Source organism: Streptomyces sp. NPDC041122, from assembly GCF_055592445.1.
On the sequence record NZ_JBVIYQ010000002.1, the window covers coordinates 525,948 to 549,865 of the forward strand.

Genomic DNA, 23,918 nt, shown 5'->3' on the forward strand with positions numbered 1-23,918 from the left:
GGTGCACCAGGCAAAAGAAACACCCGGGCGGCCGTCGGGCCGTTGGAAACGGGCCCGCGCTCTCTACCGGAACGTCTCCAAGCGCAGGACCGCCTGGCTGCTGCTCAAGGACACCGTCAACTCGTGCGTCGAGTACCGCATCCTTGGGCTCGCGGCCGAGGCGGCGTTCTTCACGCTGCTCTCCGTGCCGCCGCTGCTCCTCAGCCTCATCGGGCTGCTCGCCTACGTGGACCGGTGGACGGGCGCGGACACGATCGCCAGCGTCCAGAACAACATCCTCGAGGCGTCCCGCACGGTCCTCTCCGACAAGGGCGTCAGCCAGATCGCGGAGCCGATACTGGACGACGTGCTGCGGGTCGGCCGGCCCGACGTCATCTCCATCGGCTTCGTCTTCGCCCTGTGGTCCGGCTCGCGCGCGGTGAACGTCTTCATCGACACCATCACTGTGATGTACGGCCTGGACGGCGTGCGCGGCATCGTCAAGACCCGGATGCTCGCCTTCGGCCTGTTCATCGTCGCGCTGCTGATCGGCTCGGTCGCGCTGCCGCTGATGGTGGCGGGCCCGGACGCGGTGGTGAACCTGCTGCCGGGCTCCACGACGGTCGTCCAGATCCTTTACTGGCCGGTCGTCGTGATCCTCTCCGTGGTCTTCCTGACCACGCTGTACCACGTGTCCGTGCCGGTGCGTTCGCCCTGGGTGGAGGACATGCCGGGGGCGCTGATCGCGCTCGCCATGTGGGTGCTCGGCAGCTTCCTGCTGCGCATCTACCTCACCAGCACCGTGGAGGGGCCCACCATCTACGGCTCGCTCGCGGCCCCGGTCGCCGTGCTGCTGTGGATCGGGGTGTCGGCGTTCGCGGTCCTCGTCGGCGCCGCCGTCAACGCGGCCATCGACCGGGTCTGGCCGTCCGTCGCCACGGCGGCGGCCCGCGCCGCCAACGACCGCATAAGGGAGGCGCAGGCCGCGGAGGTGGTGGCCCGCGCGGCCGCCGCCCGCGAGGCGCTCGCGGATCTCGACGATCCCGACGACCCCGAGATGCCCTCCGAGTTTCCCGAACGCTGGTCCCGCTTCCTGCCCCCGGACGACGTGTCGTCCCGGCTGCGGACGCCCGCGAAACCCGCGAAGCCCACGAAGCAGGCCAAGCACGCGAAGCGCAACGGCACGGGGCGCGGGGGAGACAGCGGAAACGGTGGGAACAGCCCCTCCGGCGATTGAGGAGCGGGGTCCGGGGCAGAGCCCCGAGACCTCGCCCCGGGGGGGCCGGACCTACCTCTTCCAGGTGCCGGCCTCGGCCAGTTCCCCGGCGAAGGCGGCGAAATCCCTGGGGTCCCGGCCCAGTACCTCCCGCACCCCCTCGGAGAGCTTCGCGTTGCGCCCGTCCAGGTTCGTCTCGAAGAGGTCGACCAGGAACTCCACCTCCGCCGCCGGTATCCCGAACCCCGCGAGCGCGGCCCCGTAGTCGCGGGCCGACACCGGCACGTACGCGATCTCCCGCCCCGCTGCCGCCGCGACCTCCGCCACCGCCTGCCGGAACGTCAGCAGCCGGGGGCCGGTGAGGTCGAGGGTCCGCCCCGCGAAGCGCTCGCCGCCGGTCAGCGCCGCCACCACCACGTCCGCGATGTCCCGCGCGTCGATGAACGGTTCGAGGACCTCACCGGCGGGGAACACCAGCTCCCCGCCGCGCATCCCCTCCAGGAGCGGCCCCTCGCTGAGGTTCTGCGCGAACCACGCGGCCCGCACCACCGTCCACCGTGCGCCCGCCTCCCGCACCGCCTGCTCCGTCGCGTGCGCCTGGGGTTCGCCGCGCGCCGAGAGCAGCGTGAGCCGCCGCACGCCCAGCTCGACCGCGAGCCGGGCGAACGCGCCGACCGTCCCGGCCGCGCCCGGCGCGCCGACGTCCGGCAGATACGCGAGGTGCGCCGCGTCCGCGCCCCGCAGGGCCCCCGCCCAGGTCGACCGGTCCGCCCAGTCGAACCGCACCGCGCCCGACCGCGAGGCCGCCCGCACCGTGAGCCCCGCCGCCTTCGCGGACTCCACCACCCTGCGCCCGACCCGCCCGGTCGCGCCCGTCACCAGAACCGTCATGTCCGTCGTGCCCGCCGTCTCGGCCGTGTTCGTCGTCATGGCCTCAGTGAACCGGCCCGCAGGTCACCGGACCATCGCCGAGCGGCTCACGGCCATACGCGTGCGTCTACGCTGCCGCCATGGACGTACTGGCAGGCCTCCTGGAGGGTCCCCGCGCGCGCGGCGCGTTCATGATCCGCGCCCTGTTCGACCCGCCCTGGTCCGTCCGGATCGCCGACGAGGCACCCCTGTCGGTCATGGTCATGGTCCGCGACAGCGCCTGGATCACCCCCGAGAACGGGGCCCCGGCCCAGCGGATCCGCCCCGGCGACCTCGCCATCGCCCGCGGCCCCGACCACTACACCTGCGCCGACGAGCCCGGCACGGCGCCGTTCGCCGAGATCAGGCCGGGCGAGCAGTGCGTACCGCTGGACGGCGCGCCGGTCGCCCGCTACCGGGACCTCGGCCTGCGCTCCTGGGGCGAGTCGCCCGACGGCTCGGTCGAGATGCTGATCGGCACCTACCAGATGCGGGGCGAGATCACCGGACGGCTCCTCGACGCGCTGCCGCCGCTGCTCGTCCTGCCCGGCGAGGTGTGGGAGTGCCCGCTGACGCCGATGGTCGCGGCGGAGCTGGGCAGGGACGAGCCCGGTCAGGCCGTCGTCCTCGACCGGCTCCTCGACCTGCTCCTGATCGCCGCGCTGCGCGCCTGGTTCTCCCGCCCGGAGGCCGCCGCGCCCGCCTGGTACCGGGCGATGGGCGACCCGGTCGTGGGCCGCGCCCTGCGGCTGCTCCAGGACGACCCGGCCCACCCGTGGACCATCGCGGACCTCGCCGCCGGGGCGGGCGTCTCGCGGGCCGCGCTGGCCCGGCGGTTCGCGGAGCTGGTGGGGGAGCCCCCGATGACGTACCTGACCCACTGGCGGCTCGCGCTCGCCGCGGACCTGCTGCGCGACAGCGAGCTGACCATCGCCTCGATAGCCCGCCGGGTCGGGTACGGGAGCGCGTTCGCGCTGTCCGGCGCCTTCAAGCGGGTGTACGGGGTCAGCCCGCAGGACCACCGCACGCGCGCGGCGTAGCCTTTTCCCATGGCCGCCCACGAGAGTCCGGAGGTGCCCGGGACCGGCGGGAGCGGTGGTTACCGGGAGCGGCCCGCCCGGCTGCCCGGCGCCGTCATGTGGACCCGCGATGCCGTCGGCGCTCCCGACGGCACCCGTCCGGTGCTGCCCGACGGGTGCATGGACCTGCTGTGGGCCCGGGGGCGGCTCCTCGTCGCGGGACCGGACACCCGCGCGTACCTGCCGGACGACACCGGACCCGGCACCCGTTACGTCGGCATCCGCTTCTCCCCGGGTACCGCGCCCGCCCTGCTCGGCGTGCCCGCCCACGAACTGCGCGACCGGCGCGTGGAGTTGGCCGACCTGTGGACCGCGTCGCGGGCCCGCCGCCTCACCGGACGGATGGACGGCGCCGGCGACCCGGTGGCCGCCCTGGAGGAGCTCGCGCTGGAGCGGGCCGCCGACGCCGAACCGCCCGACCCGCTCATCGCCGAGGTGGTCGGAGCGCTGCGCGCGGGCCGCCCGGTCGCCCGGACCGCGGCGGACGTCGGCGTCAACGCGCGTCTGCTGCACCGCCGTTCACTGGCGGCCTTCGGGTACGGGGCCAAGACGCTGGCCCGCGTCCTGCGGCTCCAGCGGGCGCTCGCGCTGGCCCGCGACGGGCTGCCGTACGCGCAGACCGCGGCCGTCGCGGGCTACGCCGACCAGGCCCATCTCGCCCGGGACGTCAAGGAGTTCACCGGGCTTGCGCTGGGCGAGCTACTGGGCGGGGGCTGATCCGAGCGGCGCGAAGAGGTCGACGCCGTTGCTGTCCGGGTCGAGCACGACGGCGTACCGCTGGCCCCAGGGCGCGTCGAACGGCTTGAGCTCGGTCGCGTACCCGGCGGCCGTCAGGTCCTCGTACACGGCGTCGACGCCGGCGGCCGATTCGCAGTGGAAGGCGAGCCCGATCCGGCCCCCGCCCGTGGGCGCCCGCCAGCCCGGGTGGAAGGACCGGACGGTCTCCTCGGTGTCGAGGGCGATGCGCAGCCCGCCGGGGAGCTCGGCCTCCACGTGCGGCGCGCTCTCGGCGCCGTCGGGGAACTCCAGGCCGAGCCTGCGGTAGAAGGCGAGCGAGGCGGTCAGATCGGAGACGACGAGACCGATCAGGTCGAAGCGGGGGGTGGGTGATGTCGGTGTGCTGTTCATGTCCGGCAGCGTAGGCAGTGGCCCCGCGCCCGGTCTTGAAGGAATCGGACACCGGCCGCGTCGACGCGTGTGGGTGATGGCCTACGGCAGTCGGTTGACGGACGTCTATGTTCCGCTCGTCCGCGACCAGCGGGAACGCGAAACGGTGGCCGAGGTCCGCGGGCCCGGCTGTCACGCCCCCTGATTCCCCGCTACGTTGGAAGGCATGGACTATCCCGGCGACAACCGGCTCGCGGCGGCCGTGGTGGCGCACCGCGGGCGCGTGCTGCTCGTGCGGCGCAGTGAGACCGAGCGGTTCCTGCCCGGCGTGTGGGGTGTGCCGTGCGGCAAGCTGGAGCCGGACGAGAGTCCCCGGGACGGCGTCCTCAGAGAGCTCAAGGAGGAGACGGGCCTGCTCGGCCAGGTGCTCCGCAAGGTCGGCGAGTCCTCCTTCCTCAGCACCTACCGCGGGCACGAGGTGAAGAACTGGCAGGACAACTTCCTCGTCCGCCCCCTCACCTTCGACGTGGCGCTGCCGCTGCCCGACCAGGCGCACCGCTGGCTCGCCCCCGCCGAGCTCGGCGAGGTCGAGATCGACGCCTACAACCGCGAGATCGTCCGCCAGGCCTTCGGCTGAGCCGTTGGCCCGGAGCGGGCCCGCACGCACCCCGCACCGTCGCCCCGCACCGCCGCCCGGTGCCGTCAGCCGAGCAGCTCGGCCAGTGCCGAGAGCTCCGCCAGATAGTCCCCCACCTCCAGGGGCTTCTTCGCCACCGCCCGCCCGACCTGGTCCGTGCTGGCCGCCTCCGTGTGGGCCGCCTCCGTCCGGACCGCCTCCGTGCCGGGTCCGGCGAACACGTCCGTGTACCGCCGCCGCCCCGCCCCCGTCTCCAGGAACAGCGTGACCGTCGTGCCGGGCGAGGCGCACCAGGCGCGGTGCAGGACGTGCGGCGGCAGCGCGTACCCGCTCCCCGCCGCGTACCGCGCGGTCTGGGTCAGCCGCAGCCGGGCGGCGCCCGCTGGCTCCAGGAGCCAGTCCGCCTCCTCGCCCGCGAGCGACTCCCGGTACCAGGACGTGTCGAGCCCCTCCGCGGCGGCGGCGTCCGCGGGCTCGTACAGCTCCATGCCGAGGGCGCCCCGCACCACGCACGAGGCCAGCGGCGAGCGGTGGTTGTGGATGTCCTCCTGCGTGCCGCGGCCGGGGTGCCACACGTGGGCGCGGAGCATGTGCCGCGGCCCGCCGTCGATCAGCAGCAGCTTGTCGAAGCCGAGGACGTGCCGGTAGGAGAGGAGCGCGCACCCCGAGGGGTCGCCGGCGCCCGCCGCGAGCTCCCGGATCAGCGGCAACAGGAGCCCCGGCGCGGCCAGTTCGGTGACGGCCGCGCGGGCGGCCCGCACCAGCTCGTCCCCGGCCGGCCCGTCCAGCCGCTCCGCGAGGAGCCGCCTGGCGTCGTGGACGTGCCGACCGCCCAATGCACTCTCCCCCTCGTCCGCCGCACCGCCGGGGGCTCACCCGCCCGGCTGATACATCCATACGGCATGTGCCCGCAGCGCCGAAAGGCCTTGATAGGTCATCCACAGCGGGTAGGCGAGATCGACCCCGTCCCACGTCCAGATCCCGTTCTCCTGCTGCCGCCACACCGAGGCGGCGGCGCCCGCCAGCGTCTCCTGCCGGACCGCTTCCCGCTCCTCGTCCGCGGCGACCGCCGGGGCGTCGGGGGTGAGCAGTGCCCGCACCACCCAGGCCGCCGCGAAGTGCCGCACGGACAGCACCTCGTGGCGCGACGCGTCGACCGGGTGCGGGCGGCGCACCGTCTCGTGGCCGCTCTCCAGGTCCTCGCAGCCGTCGTGCGCGGGGCCGGGGCAGGAGAGCAGCCAGCGGATGCCCTCCTCGCGGGTGGCCCGGGCGTTGGCGTCCTCGCCGAGTACCCGTGCCGCGCGGTCGAGGGCGACCACGGCCTGCGCGGTGTGCACCGCCGACGGGGGCACCGCCCGGCCGCGCGGCGGCGTGAGCCGGGTGCCCCAGCAGCGCCGGTGGCCGCGCGCCGGATCGGTGACGGCGCCGTCGACCAACGCGTCGCGCAGCAGCGGCAGCGCGGGGGAGTCGGGCGCGGCCCGCAGCAGACCGCGCAGCACGGTGGTGACCACATGGGTCAACTCCGTCCCCGCGGGCTCCAGTTCTCGGCTGAACCGCTCGGTGCAGCGCTCCGCCTCGGCGGCGAGGAGACGCGGGTCGGCGCCCGCCCGCGCGAGCGCGCCGAGCACCAGGCCGGTCACCTCGGGGCGGCCCACCGCGCCCTGCGAGCGGGCCGCCCAGCCGCCCTCGGGCAGCCGCAGCCGCCAGAGCGTCTCCACCAGTTCGGAGGCGCGCAACCGCCCGTCGGGCATGCCGAGTTCGAGGACGGTGTGCAGTCCGTACGCGGTGCCCGTCGGGGTGGGCCGCACCGGCTCCGGCTGCTCGTCGAGGGCGTGCGGCCAGCCGACGAGACGGCCCCGCAGCGGGTCGTCGAAGACCGTCAGACGGTCGGTGAGGGCGGTGTACGTGGCGGCGGAGAGCCCCGGCAGTGGCCCCGGCGCCGGGGCCCCCGCGCCCGGTGCCGTGGCGCGTCCCCGCGGGCGGCGCGGCGAGGGCACCCCGTTCAGGTCGCCGCTCCCGTCGTCCGCCCCGTCGTCCCCGCCCCCGCCCGCCGCCGCTCTGGCCCGCAGCAGCGCGCCGGCCAGCCACGCGGAGATGCCCGTACCGAGGCCGCTGACCACGGCGAGCGAGTAGCGGGCCGTGTCGCCGAAGAGACCGTCGGGGAGCAGGCCCACCAGGGCCTGGAACACGGCGTAGCCCACGGCGACGGGCCCGAACCGGCCGAGCCACGCCACCATCCGCCCGGCCGGCGGCCCGGGCGGCGGGGCGGGCGGCCCGGGGGGCCCGGCGGGGTCTGTGCTTCCGCGCATGGGTGCTGTAGGCATGAACTTCACTTACCCATATGACACTTGTGACGAAAGGGAGTGAGCACCGTGCCCGGTCCGGAACCGACAGCGGATCTCACCGGCTGGAGCAGGGCCCCGTTCACGGGGGCGGGTCTCACGCACGATGTCTATGAGAAGGGGACAGGCCCCGGTGTGGTCCTGGTTCCCGAAATCCCCGGGGTGCACCCGGGAGTGCTGGGTCTCGGCGAACACCTGGTGAAGGAGGGCTTCACGGTCGCGATCCCGTCGCCCTTCGGTGAGCCGGGCCGCCCGGTCTCCACGCCGTACGTGCTGGGGGTCATGCCGCGGGTCTGTGTCTCCGCCGAGTTCCGCGCCTTCGCCACCAACGCCCGGCGCCCCTTCGCGGACCACCTGCGCGCCCTCGCCCGCGACCTGGCGGCCCGCACGCCGGCCCCGGGCGTCGGCGTCATCGGCATGTGCTTCACCGGCGGCTTCGCGCTGGCCGCCGCCACGGACGACGCGGTGCTCGCACCGGTGCTCAGCCAGCCCTCGCTGCCGCTGCCCGTCAGCGGCGCCCGCCGGGTGGACGCGGGCATGTCCCGCGCCGAGTTCGACACGGTCGTGGCGCGGACCAGGAACGAGGGCCTGTGCGCGCTCGGGCTGCGCTTCTCGGCGGACAAGCTGTCCCCGCGCGACCGCTTCGCCACGCTCCGCCGCCACCTCGGCGACGCGTTCGAGGTCATCGAGCTCGATTCGTCGCCGGGCAACGCGACGGGGTTCGCCGCGTCGGCGCACTCCGTCCTCACCGAGGAGGTCCGCGAGGAGCCGGGGCACCCCGCGTACGCCGCGCGGGAGCGGGTCGTGGCGTTCCTGCGGGAGCGGCTCGCCGCCCCCGCGGGCTGACCCGGGCCGTCTCACCCGGCGGCGGGTGCGAAGACGCAGCCGAACGTCGTCGTGCCGGTGGCGCGCAGCTCGTACGGGGGCAGGACGCCGGGGCCGCACGAACCGGAACCGATGCCGTGCCGGGCCACGTCGAGGTTGACCCAGACGGTGTCGCCGGCCACCAGGTCGGTGCGGTGCCGGGCCGCGTCGAGCTGTTCGGTCGTCCAGCGCCGCGCCGTGAAGGCCGGGTGGTCGTCGCTCGCGACCCGCACGCCGCCGGCCTCGGCCCACCGGACGTCCGCGCGCGCCCCGTTCTCCTGCGGGCGCACATACGGGGTCTGCAGGGCCGCGACGTCCGACTCCCACACGCCGATCCGGGAGGCCGCCGCGGTGTCGGGGTAGGCCTCGCCGGGGCCGCCGCCGAACCATCGCACCCGGTCGCCCGCGCCCGGCAGCCCGAAGCGGACGCCGATCCGCGGCAGCGGCACGCTCCATTCGCCCTCCGGCGTCACGGTCATCCGCAGCAGCAGCCTGACGCCGTCCGACGCCCAGTGGTAGACCGTGCGCAGCGCCACGTCGCTCGCCGCGGGCGCGACCCGGGTGCGGACGGTGAGCCCTTCGGCGCTCGTCTCGACGGCGTCGACGCGGTGCAGCATCCGGTCGAGGCCGAGGGCGCGCCAGCGGGCGGCGAGGGCCGGCTCGGGGCGCCACGGCATGCCGTTGTCGTTGTCGGTGGGCGCCCGCCACACGTCGAGCCGCAGCTCCTTGATCTCGCGGCCGTGGAAGGTCCGGAGCGCGCCGGTGCGCGCGTCGAACGTCGCGGCGCCGAGGGCGATCCGCCGCCCGTCGGTCTCCCGTTCCGGGACGACACCGCCCGGCACCGGCAGGAACATGCCGGATTCGACCGGGAGTTGGGCCCACGCCACCTCGTGCCCCCGCGCCGCCCACGCCGTGTCCTCGGCGAGCACCGCCCGCACCGTCCACCGGGTCTCGGCGTCCGGGTCGCGGCGGGGCGGGGGCGGCAGCTTCACCTCCACACGCTCGCCGGGGGCGACCGGCCCCACCGCGAGGACGCCGTCCGCGACGGCCGTGCCGTCCTTCTCGAACGACCAGTTGAAGGCGAGGTGGGAGAGGTCGGCGAAGTCGTGGAGATTGCTGATCCCGACCGTTCCCTCCCGCCCGTCGCCGTCGATCCGGACCGGCTCGATCACCTTCTTGTACTCGACGAGTCCGGGGGAGGGCGTGCGGTCGGGGAAGAGCAGCCCGTCACAGACGAAGTTCCCGTCGTGCGGCTCCTCGCCGAAGTCGCCGCCGTACACGTACCCGTACGCGGGGTGCGCGATGCCGTGGTCGATCCACTCCCAGACGAAGCCGCCCTGGAGCCGGTCGTACGTCTCGAAGAGCCGCTGGTACTCGCTGAGGCCACCCGGCCCGTTGCCCATGGCGTGTGCGTACTCGCAGAGGATGAAAGGGAGTCGAGCGCGCTCCGGCGGCCCGTCGTCCTCGCCGCGGCCGATGCGTTCGACCTCGGCGTGGCCGGCGTACATCCGGGAGTGGACGTCGGTGTCCGCGCACGAGGGGTCGCCCTCGTAGTGGAGCAGGCGGCTGTCGTCGCGGGCGCGGATCCACTCGGCCATGGCGGTCAGGCCGCGTCCCGTCCCGCACTCGTTGCCGAGCGACCAGAGGATGACCGAGGCGTGGTTCTTGTCGCGCTCGACCATCCGGGCCGCGCGGTCCAGGAGCGCGGGCGTCCAGCGGTCGTCGTCGACGGGGTTGCCGCGCCAACCCACAGCGGTGAACCCGTGGGTCTCCAGGTCGCACTCGTCGATCACCCACAGGCCGAGCTCGTCGCAGAGGCCGAGGAAGGCGGGGTGCGGCGGGTAGTGGCTGGTGCGGACGGCGTTGATGTTGTGACGCTTCATCAGCAGGACGTCGGCGCGCATGGTTTCGGGGTCCAGGGTGCGGCCCGTCTCCGGGTGGAACTCGTGGCGGTTGACGCCCCGGAGGAGGATCGGGCGGCCGTTCACCGTGATGCGGCCGTCCCGCAGGGCGACCGTGCGGAAGCCGACGCGGAGCGGGATCCGCTCGCCGGGGGTGGCCAGGACCGCGTCGTACAGGCGCGGCGTCTCCGCCGTCCACGGCTCCACGGGCAGGGCGACCTGCTCACCGGTCGGCACGTCGACGCCCAACTCGGGTACGGTGACGCGCCCTTGGACGTCGGAGTCGACGCGCAGGGTGCCCGTCCCCGTGCGGTGGTCGTACCCGGCGTGCACGAAGAAGTCGCCCGCACAGCCCTCGGGCCGGTGCAGCAGCGTCACATCGCGGAAGATGCCCGGCAGCCACCACTGGTCCTGGTCCTCCAGGTAGGAGCCCGCGGACCACTGGTGGACGCGGACCGCGAGGACGTTGTGCTCGGGCCGCAGCAGCGCGCCGACGGCGAACTCGTGCGGCAGCCGGGAGCCCTTGAAGTCGCCGAGCTCCGTGCCGTTGAGCCACACGCGGGCGCAGGACTCGACGCCGTCGAAGCGCAGCACGGCCTCGCCGTCGCGCGGCCAGCCGGCGGGCAGGTCGAAGGCGCGCAGATGGTCGCCGGTGGGGTTCTCGGTGGGCACGCGGGGCGGATCGACCGGGAACGGGTAGAGCTGGTTGGTGTAGTGGGGCGCGCCGTGGCCCTGCAGCACCCAGTGGCCGGGGACCGCGATCTCGTCCCAGCCGCCGCGTGCGACGTCGTACCCGTCGGCGGCGAAGGCCTCGTCCTCGGTGTCGGCGCCGGGGGAGAGCCGGAAGCGCCAGCGGCCGTTGAGGGAGAGGGTGGCGGCGTCGGACGCCGCGTACCACGCGCGGGGCGGAAGGCTGCCGGTGCCGGGGGACACGTCCTCGTGGTGGGGAAGCTCCATGGATTCCATCAGACAGCGCGGGGGCGGGGGCACGCCATCGTCGCGGGCGGGGAGTCGTTGGATTCTTCGGGACCGGCTTGGACGGGTGTGCGGGCGCCACGGACGGATGCTGCGGATTTCGTACGGTGGCACGCGTCGTGCAGCGGATTCAGTTGAACCGTGGCGTCCATCTGGCGATATCGGTAACTTGTCGAGGTGTGAACGAACGACATGAACAGCCGTTGACCGCGAGGGGGCCGGCCGGTGACGGCGACGCCGCGCTGCCCGCCACGCTGCCCGTCACCGACCGCACCCGCCACCGCCGCCTGCGCGAGCAGGGCAGCCTGGTCCGCGCCGACCTGGAGGCGATCCTCGACACGGGCTTCGTCTGCCACCTCGGTGTCGTTGTCGACGGCCACCCGATGGTCGTGCCCACGGTCTACGGCCGCGACGACGCCTGGCTCTACCTGCACGGCTCCGTGGCCAGCCGCAGTCTGGCGGCCGACCCCGAGGCGTCCGTCTGCGTCACCGTCACCCACGTCGACGGGCTGATACTCGCCCGTTCCGTGTTCGAGCACGGCGTCGCGTACCGCAGCGCGATGATCCACGGGGTGCCGCGCCGGGTGACCGACCCCGACGAGAAACTGCGCGGCCTGCGCCTGCTCACCGAGCACGCGGCACCCGGCCAGTGGGACTACGCGCGCCGCCCCAGCCGCAAGGAACTCGCCGCGACCACCCTGCTCGCCCTCTCCCTCACGGAAGCCTCGGTCAAGGTGGCGGAGGGGCCGCCGGAGGACGGCGCGGGCCCGGACGCCGGGCTCGGTGTCTGGGCCGGGAATCTGCCGCTGACCGCCATGTGGGGCGCACCGGTGCCGGACCCGCTGCTGCCCGCCGGCATCGCGCCGCCGCCGCACATCGCGGGGCGGAGCGGAACGCGGCAGGGGTCCGACGACAGGCTCTGAGGGGCCCCGCGCCCGGCGCGTGCGGGCTCACGGCAGTCGGGGCGCTTCGCAGCCGTGGGTCCGCGCCGAGTGCCGCGCGAACCGCGTGAGCGCGGCCCGCTCGTACGCCCGGTCGGCCGCGGACGGCTTCGTGGGGCGCTCGCCGTACGTGCCGGACCGGTCCCGGTTCCATGCCCCCTCGTCCCGCACCGTGTACAGCGCGGGGCCGCTCCCGTCCCGGCAGACCGCGCTCGCCCAGAGGCCCCCGTCCGCCAGCCGCCCGGCCGGCGCCTCGCCGGGGCCCGGTGTGTCGCTGTACCTCCCGTGCCGCCGCTCGTAGGCGCGGCGCTCGGTCTGCGCGTACGGCCCGTAGGACGCGACGAGGTGGTAGCCCCGTACGCCGAACGCCGTGTCGGGGCCCGGCAGTTCGGGCCGCTCACCCGCCACGACGCACACCTCGACGGGGCTGCCGGCGCTCGCGCCCTCCCACGCCCGGGACAGCGGCCGGCCCCGGCCGGGCACGCCCCGGCAGGTCCCGGACGCGTCGGCGAGCGGCACGCTCTCGTCGACGTTCACCGGCAGCGCCACGGAGCGCGGCGGCGCCCCCAACGCGGCGTCGCAGCCCCACTTTTGCGATGCCTTCGCGGCGGTCGCGGTGGCGATCCGCGCGAAGGCGGTGCGGCGCTCCGGGTCGTCCAGCGTGACGTCGTCGTCCTGCGCGTCGACGGTGACGAGCAGTCCGCCGCGGTCCCGGGCGCAGTCGAGGAGCGTCACCGCGGTCGCCGCACGGGCGCCGGCACCGGTACCGGGCCGGTCCGTGAGGCTCTCCCCAGTCGTGAACAGGCCCCGCCAGCCGCCGCCGAGCGCCACGGGTGGCAGCTCGGGGGACAGCCGGGGGTACGGCGGGTCCTCGTCGAGGCCGGCCTCCTCGCGCCCGGCGTCCCCGGTGACGTCGCCGCCGTGCCGCGGCACGCTCTGCACGGTGACCTCGACCTCGGCCCCGTTCGCGTCGCCGCCCGCCACGCGCACGCCGTCGCCGCGCACGTCGCACGTGACGGTACGCACCCCGTGGCCGCCCTCGCCCCCTTCCGCCGGCCGCAGGTCGAGCCGGCCGGGCCCGGACGCGTAGGGCCCGTCCCCGAGCACGTCCCGCAGCTCGCGCGAGGGCAGTACGCCGTCGCAGGCCTCGTCGAGCACCTGTTGCGCGGCGCGGCGCTCGCGCGGGCCGCCCCACCAGTAGAAACCGCCCGCGACCAGGGCCAGGACGACGAGCGCCCCGAGGGAGGACAGAGCCACGCGCCCCGTCCGCGTCCGCCAGGTCAGTCCCGCTCGCGCCACTGAGTCACCTCTCCCACGATCTTCGTCCGGCCGCAGTGCGAGCGCCGGGGCCATCCGCCGGGCGCCGCCAGATAGCGGTCGAGCACCGCGCGCGCCCGGCCCGAGAGGCGCTGCTGGTCCTGCGGTCGGAGCACGACGCGGCCCTTCTCCGGCCCCCGGTCGAAGTCGAACGCGGGGGTCACCGTCACGCGGTGGTACGTCGGCCCCGCCACGCACACCGATCTGGCCCACAGGGCGAGCTGCGGGTCGTCGCCCGACTCCTCGACCGCCACCGGCTTCTCGTGCGGGGCCGGCGCCCCGGGGTCGGGCACCGACGCGTCCTGTGCGTAGGCCTCGTAGGCGCCGCGCGCGAGGACACCCGACCAGCTCTCCGCGCCGGCCGCCCGAACCGTGAGGTGGCCGGGGGAGCCCGCGGTGTCGTCCCACTGTCCGCCGCACGCCCCGAGGCGCCGGTTGTACACCGGCTCGTTCCCGGTCGACCGCCACCTGCCCGGCGTCAGCCGCAGCGCCTTCGGCGAGAGCCAGGCGCAGAGCTCCGGCGTCTTCGCGGGGGCGCGGCCGGGCTCGGTGCGCAGCGGCTCGCCGCCACAACCCTGCCGGTGCGTCACCCAGTTGGTGACCTTCGCCGCCGTCCGTGCGGCGGCGAGCCGGTCGGCCTTCGGTACGACGGACGCGTCGCCGTCCGCCGGCAACCGCACCGACACCAGCAGATCCCGTGCGGCCCCGCCACGGCTGTGCAGCCCCTTCGGGCAGTCGACGAGCAGGGAGGCCGACACCGTGCTGTCGTCCCACCGTCCCGCGGAGCCGGCACCGCCCACCGCGCCCGGCGGCAGGGGCAGGCCGAAGTCGCCGGTCAGGGGGTCGGGGTCGGTACGGGCGCGCACCGGCTCGGCCCGCACCCGGGCCCGTACGCCCGAGGCCGCGCCGTCACCCGCCCAGGCCAGCGTGCAGTCGAGCAGCGCACGGCTCTCCCGGTGGGGCCGCAGCATCGTCCCGAACGCGTCGAGGACGGCCCGCTCGTCGTCCGGCACGGAGGCGTACAGCTCCTCCCGGAGCAGGCCCGCGCAGCCCCGCGCCACCAGGGCCCGATTGGCGTCGAGCCGGTCCTCGCGCTCCTCGGCCCGCGACCAGGCGGCCCAGGTCACCGACGACGCGGCCAGCAGGGTCACCACCACCGCGGCCGCCGGCCAGGTGCGCTTTCGCGGCCGACGCGGCGCGCCCGTTGCGGGCATGGCGCTCCCCTTCCCCCGTGCACGGCACCATGATCGGAGTGGACGGTATCAATCCGCCCGGGCGCGACCGGGGCCCGGGACCCTTGTCGGCGCCGGGGGTGTCTGCTTGACTCCGCTCGCCGAACGCCCGCGGAACGCCACGTACGTCGCCGTTGGAGGCCGCCATGGAGATCACCCGCAGACGCCTGCTGTCCGCCCTGTCGGCCACCGGTCTCCTGACGGCCGTCCCGGTCGTCCCGCTCTTCACGGCGGGGCCCGCGGGCCGCGCGGGCGCCGCCGCCTTCGCCGCCGCGTCCGCCGAGGGCCGCGCCCGGCTGCTCGCCAACACCGTGGCGGTCTTCGCCGGGACCACCGCGTCCAACTCCCGCCCGGAGACGGCCGCCAAGATCGCCGCCGTGGAGAAGACCGCGCGGGCCGGCCTGAAGGCGATGGACGACGCGCGCGAGGGCGAGCTCTTCGCCGGCCTGGTCCTCGGCACCGACGAGACCAACCTGGACACCGCCTACCGCCGCCTGTACGAGATCGCCCTCGCCACCCGCACGCCGGGCACCGCCCCGGACCTGTACGGCGACGCGGCCGTGCGGCGCCGTGTCGTCGACGGCCTGGCGTGGCTGCACGAGCGGTACTACGGCGACCAGTCGAAGGGCTACTACGGAAACTGGTTCCATTGGGAGATCGGCATCTCCCAGCACATCAGCAAGACCCTGGTCCTGCTCGCCGAGGAGGCCGCCGCCCACCGCCCCGGGCTGATCGCCACCTACGTCGCCTCGATGGACGCCTACCTGCGCAACGGCACCGGCGGCGACGTGAACCTCGACTCGCGCTTCCACACCGGCGCCAACCTCGCCGACCTCACCACCAATCGGATCCTGCAGGGCGCCCTCCTGGGCGAGCCGGGCGAGGCCCGCATCCGCAAGGCGCTCACCGACCAGCTGACGGTCTTCGCCACCATCGACCCCTACCACCTCAACCACCGGGTGACGGACGGGCATTACGCCGACGGCTCGTTCCTCCAGCACGCCTCCGTCGCCTACACCGGCTCGTACGGCAAGGGGCTGCTCACCCGCGTCGTGCAGACCCTCAAGATCCTCGACGGCACGGGCTTCGCGCACGGCGAGCAGCTCGTGCCCACGGTGTCCGGCTGGGTGAAGAACGGATTCGCCCCGCTGATCTTCGAGGGCTGGATGATGGAGATCGTCAAGGGTCGGGCGGTGTCGCGCACGGACTCCGGGTACGCCGACGTGGCGGTGGTCGTCGAGGCCGTCGTCGACCTCTCCTCGCTCGCGACGGGCGCCGGGGCCGCCGCGCTGAAGAGCTACGTCAAACACGTCAGGGCCACCTCGCGCGCGCCCCTGGACCCGGTGCGCTTCGTCTCGCCGGTCAGCATCGCGCGCTACGCCGACATCGTGGGGGATGCGGCGGTGCCGCCCGCCGACCTCAACCCCGCCGCGCGCAGCGTCGCCTTCAACGCCATGGACCGCACCGTGCACCGCAGGCCGGGTTACGCCTTCGCCCTCGCGCGCAGCTCCGCGCGGATCAGCAAGTACGAGTACATGAGCGGCGAGAACCTCATGCCCTGGTTCCAGGGCGACGGCGCCCACTACCTCTACCTCGCGGGTCAGGACCAGACACAGGCGTACGGCGTCGACTACTTCACCACCGTCTCGCCGTACGGCCTCGCGGGCGTCACCGCCCCGGTCGAACAGCGGCGCACCGTACCGGAGTTGTACGGCAAGCCCTACTACGACAACCCCGGTCACCCGCTGCACTTCACGTCGTCGTCCGAGTCGCAGAACACCTACGTCTACTTCCCGTGCGGCACCGCCCGCTACTCCGGCGGCGCCGTCCTCGGCGCGTACGGCGCGGCGGGGATGGTGCAGTCCGACGACGTCGCCCACCGCGACCGGCGGCTGCTGCCCGACGACTTCGTGACCTACCGGAACGCGACGGCGACGAAGTCGTGGTTCCTGCTCGACGACGAGATCGTGGTGCTCGCCGCCGACGTCGGCGACCCGGCGGGCCGGGCCGTCACCACCACCGTCGACGCCCGCACCGCCGCCCCCGCCGACCGTGTCACCCTCACCGGGCTGCGCCGCGACGGCCGCCCCTGGAGCGGCCCCGGCACCGCCGCCCTGCGCTGGCTGCGCTACGCCAACGCCACCCGGGACACCGCCGTCGGCTATCTGTTCCTGGAAGGGCCGCCGGTGCGCGTCACCCTGGACGAGGTCACCCGCAGCCGCCGGGTCGTGCGTACCGCCAACCCCGATACGGCGGTGACCCGTTCGGTGTTCGGCGTCACCCTCGACGGGGTCGCGGGCGGCCGTCCTGCCCGGCTCGCGTACGCGCTGCTGCCGAACGCCGACGAGGACCGGTTGCGCGCCCACCGCCACGGGCCGCTCACGGTCCTCGCCAACTCGGCCCATGTGCAGGCCATCGCCCACACCGGCCTCGGCCTGACGGCGGCCAACACCTTCTCGCGGGGCCGCCACGAGGTCGCGGGCCTGCGCGTGCACGGCCCCGCCTCGGTCATCGTCCGCCGCGGCCGGGGAGGCGCGCCGCTCTCGCTCGCGGTGTCCGACCCGACGATGGACCGGGACACCGTGACGGTGCTGCTCCGGGGCCGCCCGCTGCGCGAGGTCACCGCGGATCCGGGGGTCCGGGTGGACCGGGTGCCGGGCGGCACCCGCGTCGAGGTCGACACGCACCATGCGTACGGCAGGAGCTTCACGGCCACGCTCGACCACTGAAACCCCCGCCTGCGCAGGCTGATTGACGGCCCATCAGCCCAGGTCGCCCTCCTCGACGCTGATGGCCTGCACCGGGCACGCCCGCGCGGCTTCCCGTACCAGGGGATCGCCGCCGCCGTCCTGACGGCCGGGCAGCACCTCGCTGAAGCCGTCGTCGTCCTGGGTGAAGACGCTCGGCGCGGTGAGCGCGCACATGCCGGCGCCCACGCACCGGTCCTTCTCGACGTGGATCATCGTGTTCGCCATGGTCGACTCCTCCTGACTGCCGCTCGTATGCTGCCCCACACCTACAGCACCTACCAGGTGACGGGGAGTTCGAGCATGCCCTGGATGGTGTCGCCCGGCTTGAACGGGATCTCCTGTGCGGGGACGGCCAGCCGCAGCCCCGGCAGCCGCTCGAAGAGCGTGCCCAGAGCGATCTCCATCTCGGCGCGCGCGAGGTTCTGCCCCAGGCACTGGTGGATGCCGAACCCGAAGGCCACGTGGTGCCGGTCGGGGCGGTGCCAGTCCAGCTCCTCGGGGGCCCGGTAGGCGGCGTCGTCGCGGTTGATGAGGGAGGTGGCGAAGACGATGCCGTCGTCGGCGCGGATGGTGTTCCCGGCGAACTCGAAGTCCTGTGTGGCCACCCGCAGCAGACCGTCCGCGATGGACAGGAAACGCAGCAACTCCTCGACGGCGGCGGGCATCAGGGGCGGATCGGCCCGCAGCCCCGCGCGCAGTTCGGCCAGCCGTTCGGGGTGCTGGAGCAGGGCGAACGTCCCCAGCGAGATCATGTTCGCGGTGGTCTCGTGCCCGGCGATCAGCAGGATCGAGGCCAGCCGGACCAGCTCCTCCCGATCGACGGCGCCGGCGGCGAGCTGCTGCTGGATGAGCTCGTCGAGCAGCCCCTCACCGGGGCTTCGACGCTTGCGGTCGATCAACGCGTGGAAATAGGCGTCCAGTTCCTCGCGCGCCTGCCGGCTGTCGTCGGCGGTGGGGCCGCGCAGCAGGCGGCGTGACTTCTCCTCGAAGAACTCGTGGTCGGCGTAGGGCACGCCGAGCAGGGCGCAGATCACCATGGACGGCACGGGCAGCGCGAAGGCGCCGACCAGCTCGGCGGGTGGACCCTGTTCGATCAACGTGTCCAGGAGCCCGTCGACCGTCCGCTGGATGCGCGGGCGCATGGCCGCGATGCGCTTGACGGAGAAGCTGGGGATCAGCATCCGGCGCTGGGTGTTGTGTTCCGGGTCGTCGACGCCGAGCAGCGCGATGCGCCGGTCGTTGAGCCCGGCGAAGCGTTCGGTGGGCGCGGGGAACGCCTCGTGCTGGCGGTCCGAGGAGAGGCGTGGGTCGATGAGCAGCTCGCGGGCCTCCTTCTGCCCGGTGACCACCCACACGGAGCGGCCGTCGAAGAGGCTGACGCGGGAGAGCGGCCGGGTCTCGCGCAGGGGGGCGTACGCGGTCGGCGGGTGGTAGGGACAGGTGCGGTCCTGGGGGAAGGCGACGGTCTCCGTCGCTTCCGTCGCTTCCATTGACTCCGTCATGGATCTACCTCGCAAGCGCAGTTCTTCGCTTATCTCCCTTCCCATTGGATGCCTGGGGCATCTATGTCGTCCACCGCAAGACCGGCCAGTTCACCGCGCCCGGACATCTGTCCGGAATCACCCCCTCCGCGCAACCTGCCTGCGTCTATGGCTGACGGGGCGGGTGCGGGGCCGCGGTGGGCGGGGGTGGTGGGCCCCGGATCTGCGGGTCGGCGCGGTGGTGTCGGGGGGCGGGGCACCCCTCGGCGGCGCCGCTCGCGAGAGGTGCCGTGACGCCCACGCGGGGTTGCCGGCCCCTCACGACGTCGGTTTACGGGCACGGTTTCCGGCCTCCGGGTACCGGATTCGGCCGGTCGGGACGCGGGGGAGGGCCCGGGGGAAGGGCAGGAAAGGGCGTCGAAATAAATCGGTGGTGTCGGGGTGGGGGTGTGGTTAGGGTTCTGGTGTTCCCCGAGTCGCCGTACGGCGACTCGGTTCGGCCGAGCAGGAGTTGGAGGTGTGACCGATGGCTGTCGCTGCGGTGGGCGCTGCCCGCATCCGGAAGTTCGTCAAGTCCACCTCCGTGGCCTCCGGCTGACCTGACTCTCCTCCCGCGCCGATCGTGCGCGGACGCCGGGGCCACCCTGTGAAGGGTCACCCCTTGTCTTCCTCCTCTTCCTTCTCCTCTTCTCTTCCGTTCTCCGCCTCCCTCGCGGGCGGTTCCGGGGCCCCGTCCGCCCCGCATCCCCTCGCCCCGTACGGCTGGGACGCGGGCTGGGAGGCCGAGTTCGCCCCGTATGCCGCGCAAGGACTGGTCGCCGGACGCGTCGTCCGGGTCGACCGCGGGCAGTGTGACGTCCTCACCGCCGACGGGACCGTACGGGCCGACACCGAGTTCGTCACGCCGCGCGACCCGCTGAAGGTCGTCTGCACCGGCGACTGGGTCGCCGTGGACCCCGCGGGCGGCGATCCCCGTTACGTGCAGGCGTACTTGCCCCGGCGTACGTCGTTCGTGCGCTCCACCTCGTCCAAGCGGTCCGAGGGGCAGATCCTCGCCGCCAACGTCGACCACTCGATCATCGCGGTCTCGCTCGCCGCCGAGCTCGACCTCGCCCGCATCGAGCGGTTCCTCGCGCTCGGCTGGGAGTCGGGCGGGCAGCCCGTCGTCGTGCTCACCAAGGCCGACCTCGTGCCCGACGCCGTCACCCTCGGCCATCTCGTCGAGGACGTCGAGACCACGGCGCCCGGCGTGCAGGTGCTGCCGGTCAGCGCCACCTCCGGGGACGGCGTCGACGTCCTCGCCGCCGTCGTCTCCGGCGGCACGTCGGTGCTGCTCGGGCAGTCCGGCGCCGGCAAGTCCACGCTGGCCAACGCGCTCGCCGGGGCCGACGTCATGGAGGTCCGGGCGATCCGGGACGTCGACGGCAAGGGCCGGCACACCACGACGACCCGCAACCTCATCCCGCTGCCCGGCGGCGGGGTCCTCATCGACACGCCGGGGCTGCGCGGGGTCGGTCTGTGGGACGCCGAGAGCGGCGTCGGGCAGGTGTTCTCGGAGATCGAGGAGCTGGCGCAGCGGTGCCGGTTCCACGACTGCGCGCATGCGGCGGAGCCGGGGTGCGCGGTGCTCGCCGCCGTCGAGGACGGCACGCTGTCCGAGCGCCGCCTCGACAGCTATCGCAAGCTGCTCCGCGAGAATCAGCGCATCGTCGCCAAGACGGACGCGCGGGCCCGCGCGGAGATGCGGCGGCAGTGGCGGTTGCGGGGCGCGGAGGGGCGGGCGGCTCTGGACCTCAAGCGGGGGCGCGTGCGCTGAGGTTGGGCGGTTTGGCGGTGCGGGGCTGGTGGGGTGTGTGGGGAGCCGCGGGCTCGTCGTGGCTGGGCGCGCCGTTCCCCGCGCCCCTTAGGGGCCTGCGGCCCCTAAGGGGCGCCCGCCCCCTCCGGGCTCCCAGCGTCGTGTCCGAAAGCCGCCAGCCGATGCCCCGTATCGCGCTCACAATGGTGGTGTGATCGATGAAGACACCAGGTACGAAGCCGTCCGCAGCCGGGACGCCCGGTTCGACGGGGAGTTCTTCTTCGCCGTCCGGACCACCGGCATCTACTGCCGGCCCAGCTGCCCCGCCGTCACCCCCAAGCGGAAGAACGTCCGCTACTACACCACCGCGGCCGCCGCCCAGACCTCCGGGTTCCGGGCCTGCCGGCGGTGCAGGCCGGACGCCGTCCCCGGCTCCGCCGACTGGAACGTGCGGGCCGACGTCGTCGGCCGCGCCATGCGCATGATCGGCGACGGCGTCGTCGACCGTGAGGGCGTGCCCGGCCTCGCCCTGCGGCTCGGCTACAGCGCCCGGCAGGTGCAGCGCCAGCTCACCGCCGAGCTCGGCGCGGGCCCGGTCGCCCTGGCCCGCGCCCAGCGCGCCCACACCGCCCGCGTCCTGCTGCAGACCACCGACCTGCCGATCACGGAGATCGCCTTCGCCGCCGGATTCGCCAGCGTCCGCCAGTTCAACGACACCATCAGGGCGGTGTACGCGCTCACGCCCACCGCCCTGCGCGCCGCCGCCCCCCGGCGCGGCACCGCGCGCCCCACGCCCGCCGCCGGCATCCCACTCCGCCTGGCCCACCGGGGCCCCTACCGCGCCGACGCCGTCTTCGACCTGCTCGCCGACGAGGCCGTCCCCGGGATCGAGGAGATCGGCGGGGCGCGCGGCGCCCGCACCTACCGGCGTACGCTCCGGCTCCCGTACGGCACCGGCATCGTGGCCGTCGAGGAAGCGCAGCACGACTCCGCGACGGCGCCCGGCGGCGGGTCGGGCACCGACGCCGTGCACCGCGGCGGCTGGCTCGACGCCCGGCTGCACCTGACCGATCTGCGCGACCTCACCACGGCCGTCCAGCGGCTCCGCCGGCTTTTCGACCTCGACGCCGACCCGTACGCCGTGGACGAGCGGCTCGGCGCCGATCCCCGGCTCGCCCCGCTCGTCGCCGCCCGGCCGGGCCTGCGCTCGCCCGGCGCCGCCGACCCGGACGAGTTCGCGATGCGCGCGCTCGTCGGCCGCGCGGGGGCCGCACGGCTCGTGGCGCGGTACGGCAAGGTGCTCGACGCCGCGTGCGGGGAGCTCACCCACGTCTTCCCCGCCCCGGCCGACCTGGTCGGCGAACCCGGCCCCCCGGGCGCGCTGGCCGCGGCCCTCGCCGACGGCTCCCTGCGCCTCGACGCGGGTGCCGACCGCGACGACGCGGAGGCGGCGCTGCGTGCCCTGCCCGGCCTGGACGCGCGGACCGTCGCCCTCATCCGCATGCGGGCCCTCGGCGACCCCGACGTGGCGCTGCCCGGCGAGCCGGAGGCGGCCGTCGACGCCTGGCGCCCCTGGCGCTCGTACGCCCTGCGCCACCTGACCTGGCAGCCGCCCACCGACAGCTGACCCGACCCCGGAAGCGGCACGCACAGGAGCGGAGCCTGCCCCCGCCCGGACGCCCTCAGCCCCCCGCCCGGACGCCCTCAGCCCCAGAGCAGCGCCCCCAGCCACGCCCCCACGATCAGCAGGCACGCGAACAGCTCCGTCAGCACGCTGCTCCCGCCCATCCGCATCGCGTTCCGCGTCGACGCCGCCGCCTCACCGTGCCGGCCGAGCCGCAGCCGCTCGCCCGCGTAGATCCCGCCGATGAAGCCGGGGATCGCGCCGATCACCGGCACCACGCAGAAGCCGACCAGCGCCCCGGCACCGGCGCAGACCGCCATCCGGGGCGTGGCGCCGCTCTCCCGCAGCCTGCGGGGCGGCAGCTGCCAGCGCACGGCCTGGGCCGCGAGCAGCACCACGGTCGCGCCGACGAGGATGCCCCAGGCCAGGCCGTTCGGGTCGTGCAGGGTCCACCAGAGCACCGCGGCCCACACCAGCCACGAGCCGGGCACTCCGGGTACCAGCACTCCGCACAGGCCGAGCAGCATGACCACCCCGACCAGCAGGAGTTCCCACGCTCCCATCTGTCCAGCCTGCACCAGACAGGGCGAAGCCGCAGGTCAGGTCAGTCCTGGGGCGGGCGGGCGCCCCGTGAGACCCAGTCCCGCTCGTAGGCGTGCCAGCCCAGCTGGAGCCGTGTCGTGACGCCCGTCAGCTCCATCAGGCGCTTCACCCGGCGCTGCACCGTGCGCAGCCCCAGGTCGAGCTGTTTGGCGACGCTCGCGTCCGTCAGACCCGCCAGGAGCAGGGAGAGGATCTCCAGGTCCGTGCCGTCCGGGCCCTCGGGGGCGACCTCGCGGGGCGTGCCGCCGTCCTCGCCGAGGCGCAGCGGCAGCGCCTGGGACCAGACCGCCTCGAAGAGGCCCGACAGTGATTCGAGCAGGCCGCTGGCGTGCACGACGAGCGCGGCGGGCTCGGCCGTGCGCGAGGTCAGCGGGACCATCGCGAGCGAGCCGTCGGCGATCACCAGCTTGGTCGGGACGCGGTCGACCACCCGCACCTGCTCGTCGCGGCCGAGCGCCGTCGACAGCTCGACGATGCCCGTCGGCAGGTCGAGGACGGCGCGCTCGACGACCACCCGGTAGCGCACCCCGCGCCCCGCGGCCTGCTCTTCGGCGCTGTTCTCGGTGCCCGTGATCGCCACGGGACTGCCGGTCACCAGGGCGCACACCTCCTCGCCCGCGCCCAGTTGCAGCTGGAGGAAGCGCTGCGAGACCGCGGCCGCCCCGGTGACCACCTCGACCAGGTCGTGGACGGCGGGCTCCGCGGCCTGCGCGCGGTACTCCTCGGCGAGCAGGGTGGCCGCCAGTTCGGCCTTCTCCAGCTCGTGGCGCTGCTGGGCGAGGAGCGCGCCGAGCGCGACCCCGGGCGGCGCCGCCACCCAGCGGCCGGTCCGGCCGGACGCCTGCGCGGCCAGGCCGTGCCGCTCCAGGCGGCGCAGGGTCCGCTCGGTCTCCGGCTCGCCGAGGGCGAGCCGGCGCGCGAGGTCGGCGACGTCGGCGGCGCCCACCGACACCAGCGCCCGGTACGCCGACTCGTGCGTCTCGTCCAGACCGATCGCTGCCAGCATGCGGCGACGTCCCTCCCCAGGCTCCGTTTCCGAAAAGGCTCTGCTCGGACGGTGTCGTGGCGGGAAAGAGCCACGGCGTAAACCCGCCCCGGGACATCATCCCCGCACCACCCGTCTCTCTGCCAAGGTGACGCCACCGCAGCACCAACCGTGGCCGGTT

Annotated in this window: 20 protein-coding genes; 9 read left to right on the forward strand and 11 right to left on the reverse strand. The window is 74.7% G+C overall.

Annotation, left to right across the window (positions count from 1 at the left end):
* Position 1: 1 nt before the first annotated feature.
* Complete coding sequence (locus tag ACZ6B8_RS08575; RefSeq protein WP_471606701.1) at positions 2-1,216, forward strand: YihY/virulence factor BrkB family protein; 1,215 nt, start codon at positions 2-4, stop codon at positions 1,214-1,216.
* A 51-nt stretch (positions 1,217-1,267) separates the two neighbouring features.
* On the opposite strand, the gene ACZ6B8_RS08580 is transcribed toward ACZ6B8_RS08575, so the two are convergent.
* On the reverse strand, positions 1,268-2,125 hold the full coding sequence (locus ACZ6B8_RS08580; protein WP_471077616.1) for an NAD(P)H-binding protein: 858 nt from the start codon (positions 2,123-2,125) through the stop codon (positions 1,268-1,270).
* Between the two features lie 80 nt (positions 2,126-2,205).
* On the opposite strand from ACZ6B8_RS08580, the gene ACZ6B8_RS08585 reads away from it, so the two are divergent.
* Together ACZ6B8_RS08585 and ACZ6B8_RS08590 are read left to right on the forward strand one after the other, a co-directional pair.
* Positions 2,206-3,144 carry an AraC family transcriptional regulator gene (locus ACZ6B8_RS08585; RefSeq protein ID WP_471606702.1) on the forward strand — a complete coding sequence of 313 codons (939 nt, stop codon included), beginning with the start codon at positions 2,206-2,208 and terminating at the stop codon, positions 3,142-3,144.
* Positions 3,145-3,153: 9 nt separating this feature from the next.
* Complete coding sequence (locus ACZ6B8_RS08590; RefSeq protein ID WP_471606703.1) at positions 3,154-3,900, forward strand: DUF6597 domain-containing transcriptional factor; 747 nt, start codon at positions 3,154-3,156, stop codon at positions 3,898-3,900.
* On the opposite strand, the gene ACZ6B8_RS08595 is transcribed toward ACZ6B8_RS08590, so the two are convergent.
* Positions 3,883-4,311: a VOC family protein gene (locus ACZ6B8_RS08595; RefSeq protein ID WP_471606704.1), complete on the reverse strand. Its 429-nt coding sequence runs from the start codon at positions 4,309-4,311 to the stop codon at positions 3,883-3,885. The two genes, ACZ6B8_RS08590 and ACZ6B8_RS08595, sit on opposite strands and share 18 nt — an antisense overlap.
* A gap of 205 nt (positions 4,312-4,516) precedes the next feature.
* On the opposite strand from ACZ6B8_RS08595, the gene ACZ6B8_RS08600 reads away from it, so the two are divergent.
* Complete coding sequence (locus tag ACZ6B8_RS08600; protein WP_471606705.1) at positions 4,517-4,927, forward strand: NUDIX hydrolase; 411 nt, start codon at positions 4,517-4,519, stop codon at positions 4,925-4,927.
* Positions 4,928-4,992: 65 nt separating this feature from the next.
* Here the strand turns inward: ACZ6B8_RS08600 and ACZ6B8_RS08605 are convergent, their stop codons facing one another.
* Entirely contained in the window at positions 4,993-5,763 is a 771-nt protein-coding gene (locus tag ACZ6B8_RS08605) for a hypothetical protein (protein ID WP_471606706.1), read from the reverse strand.
* Positions 5,764-5,799: 36 nt separating this feature from the next.
* Positions 5,800-7,236: a hypothetical protein gene (locus ACZ6B8_RS08610; protein WP_471077634.1), complete on the reverse strand. Its 1,437-nt coding sequence runs from the start codon at positions 7,234-7,236 to the stop codon at positions 5,800-5,802.
* A gap of 63 nt (positions 7,237-7,299) precedes the next feature.
* Here ACZ6B8_RS08610 and ACZ6B8_RS08615 point away from each other — a divergent pair, with 63 nt between their 5' ends.
* A complete protein-coding gene (locus ACZ6B8_RS08615; RefSeq protein WP_471606707.1) occupies positions 7,300-8,115 on the forward strand; it encodes a dienelactone hydrolase family protein in 816 nt (271 codons plus the stop codon).
* An 11-nt stretch (positions 8,116-8,126) separates the two neighbouring features.
* On the opposite strand, the gene ACZ6B8_RS08620 is transcribed toward ACZ6B8_RS08615, so the two are convergent.
* Positions 8,127-10,991, reverse strand: coding sequence for a glycoside hydrolase family 2 TIM barrel-domain containing protein (locus ACZ6B8_RS08620; RefSeq protein ID WP_471606708.1), 2,865 nt, complete (start codon positions 10,989-10,991; stop codon positions 8,127-8,129).
* A gap of 272 nt (positions 10,992-11,263) precedes the next feature.
* Between ACZ6B8_RS08620 and ACZ6B8_RS08625 the strand changes: the two genes are divergently transcribed.
* Positions 11,264-11,932, forward strand: a complete 669-nt coding sequence (locus ACZ6B8_RS08625; RefSeq protein ID WP_471607174.1) for a pyridoxamine 5'-phosphate oxidase family protein — start codon at positions 11,264-11,266, stop codon at positions 11,930-11,932.
* Positions 11,933-11,959: 27 nt separating this feature from the next.
* Here the strand turns inward: ACZ6B8_RS08625 and ACZ6B8_RS08630 are convergent, their stop codons facing one another.
* Positions 11,960-13,207 (reverse strand): hypothetical protein, encoded by a 1,248-nt coding sequence (locus tag ACZ6B8_RS08630; RefSeq protein WP_471077643.1) that lies wholly within the window; start codon positions 13,205-13,207, stop codon positions 11,960-11,962.
* A gap of 23 nt (positions 13,208-13,230) precedes the next feature.
* Entirely contained in the window at positions 13,231-14,481 is a 1,251-nt protein-coding gene (locus ACZ6B8_RS08635) for a hypothetical protein (RefSeq protein WP_471606709.1), read from the reverse strand.
* A gap of 164 nt (positions 14,482-14,645) precedes the next feature.
* On the opposite strand from ACZ6B8_RS08635, the gene ACZ6B8_RS08640 reads away from it, so the two are divergent.
* Positions 14,646-17,228 carry a polysaccharide lyase family 8 super-sandwich domain-containing protein gene (locus ACZ6B8_RS08640; protein WP_471606710.1) on the forward strand — a complete coding sequence of 861 codons (2,583 nt, stop codon included), beginning with the start codon at positions 14,646-14,648 and terminating at the stop codon, positions 17,226-17,228.
* Between the two features lie 33 nt (positions 17,229-17,261).
* Here ACZ6B8_RS08640 and ACZ6B8_RS08645 read toward each other — a convergent pair whose 3' ends face one another.
* Positions 17,262-17,474: a ferredoxin gene (locus ACZ6B8_RS08645; RefSeq protein WP_471077652.1), complete on the reverse strand. Its 213-nt coding sequence runs from the start codon at positions 17,472-17,474 to the stop codon at positions 17,262-17,264.
* A 50-nt stretch (positions 17,475-17,524) separates the two neighbouring features.
* Positions 17,525-18,751 (reverse strand): cytochrome P450, encoded by a 1,227-nt coding sequence (locus ACZ6B8_RS08650; protein ID WP_471606711.1) that lies wholly within the window; start codon positions 18,749-18,751, stop codon positions 17,525-17,527.
* Positions 18,752-19,391: 640 nt separating this feature from the next.
* Here ACZ6B8_RS08650 and rsgA point away from each other — a divergent pair.
* Both rsgA and ACZ6B8_RS08660 read left to right on the forward strand, forming a co-directional pair.
* Positions 19,392-20,546, forward strand: coding sequence for a ribosome small subunit-dependent GTPase A (rsgA, locus tag ACZ6B8_RS08655; protein ID WP_471606712.1), 1,155 nt, complete (start codon positions 19,392-19,394; stop codon positions 20,544-20,546).
* Positions 20,547-20,739: 193 nt separating this feature from the next.
* A complete protein-coding gene (locus ACZ6B8_RS08660; RefSeq protein WP_471607175.1) occupies positions 20,740-22,152 on the forward strand; it encodes a DNA-3-methyladenine glycosylase 2 family protein in 1,413 nt (470 codons plus the stop codon).
* A gap of 77 nt (positions 22,153-22,229) precedes the next feature.
* On the opposite strand, the gene ACZ6B8_RS08665 is transcribed toward ACZ6B8_RS08660, so the two are convergent.
* Complete coding sequence (locus tag ACZ6B8_RS08665; protein WP_471077661.1) at positions 22,230-22,712, reverse strand: DUF456 domain-containing protein; 483 nt, start codon at positions 22,710-22,712, stop codon at positions 22,230-22,232.
* A 41-nt stretch (positions 22,713-22,753) separates the two neighbouring features.
* Complete coding sequence (locus ACZ6B8_RS08670; RefSeq protein ID WP_471077664.1) at positions 22,754-23,758, reverse strand: helix-turn-helix domain-containing protein; 1,005 nt, start codon at positions 23,756-23,758, stop codon at positions 22,754-22,756.
* Positions 23,759-23,918 lie beyond the last annotated feature (160 nt).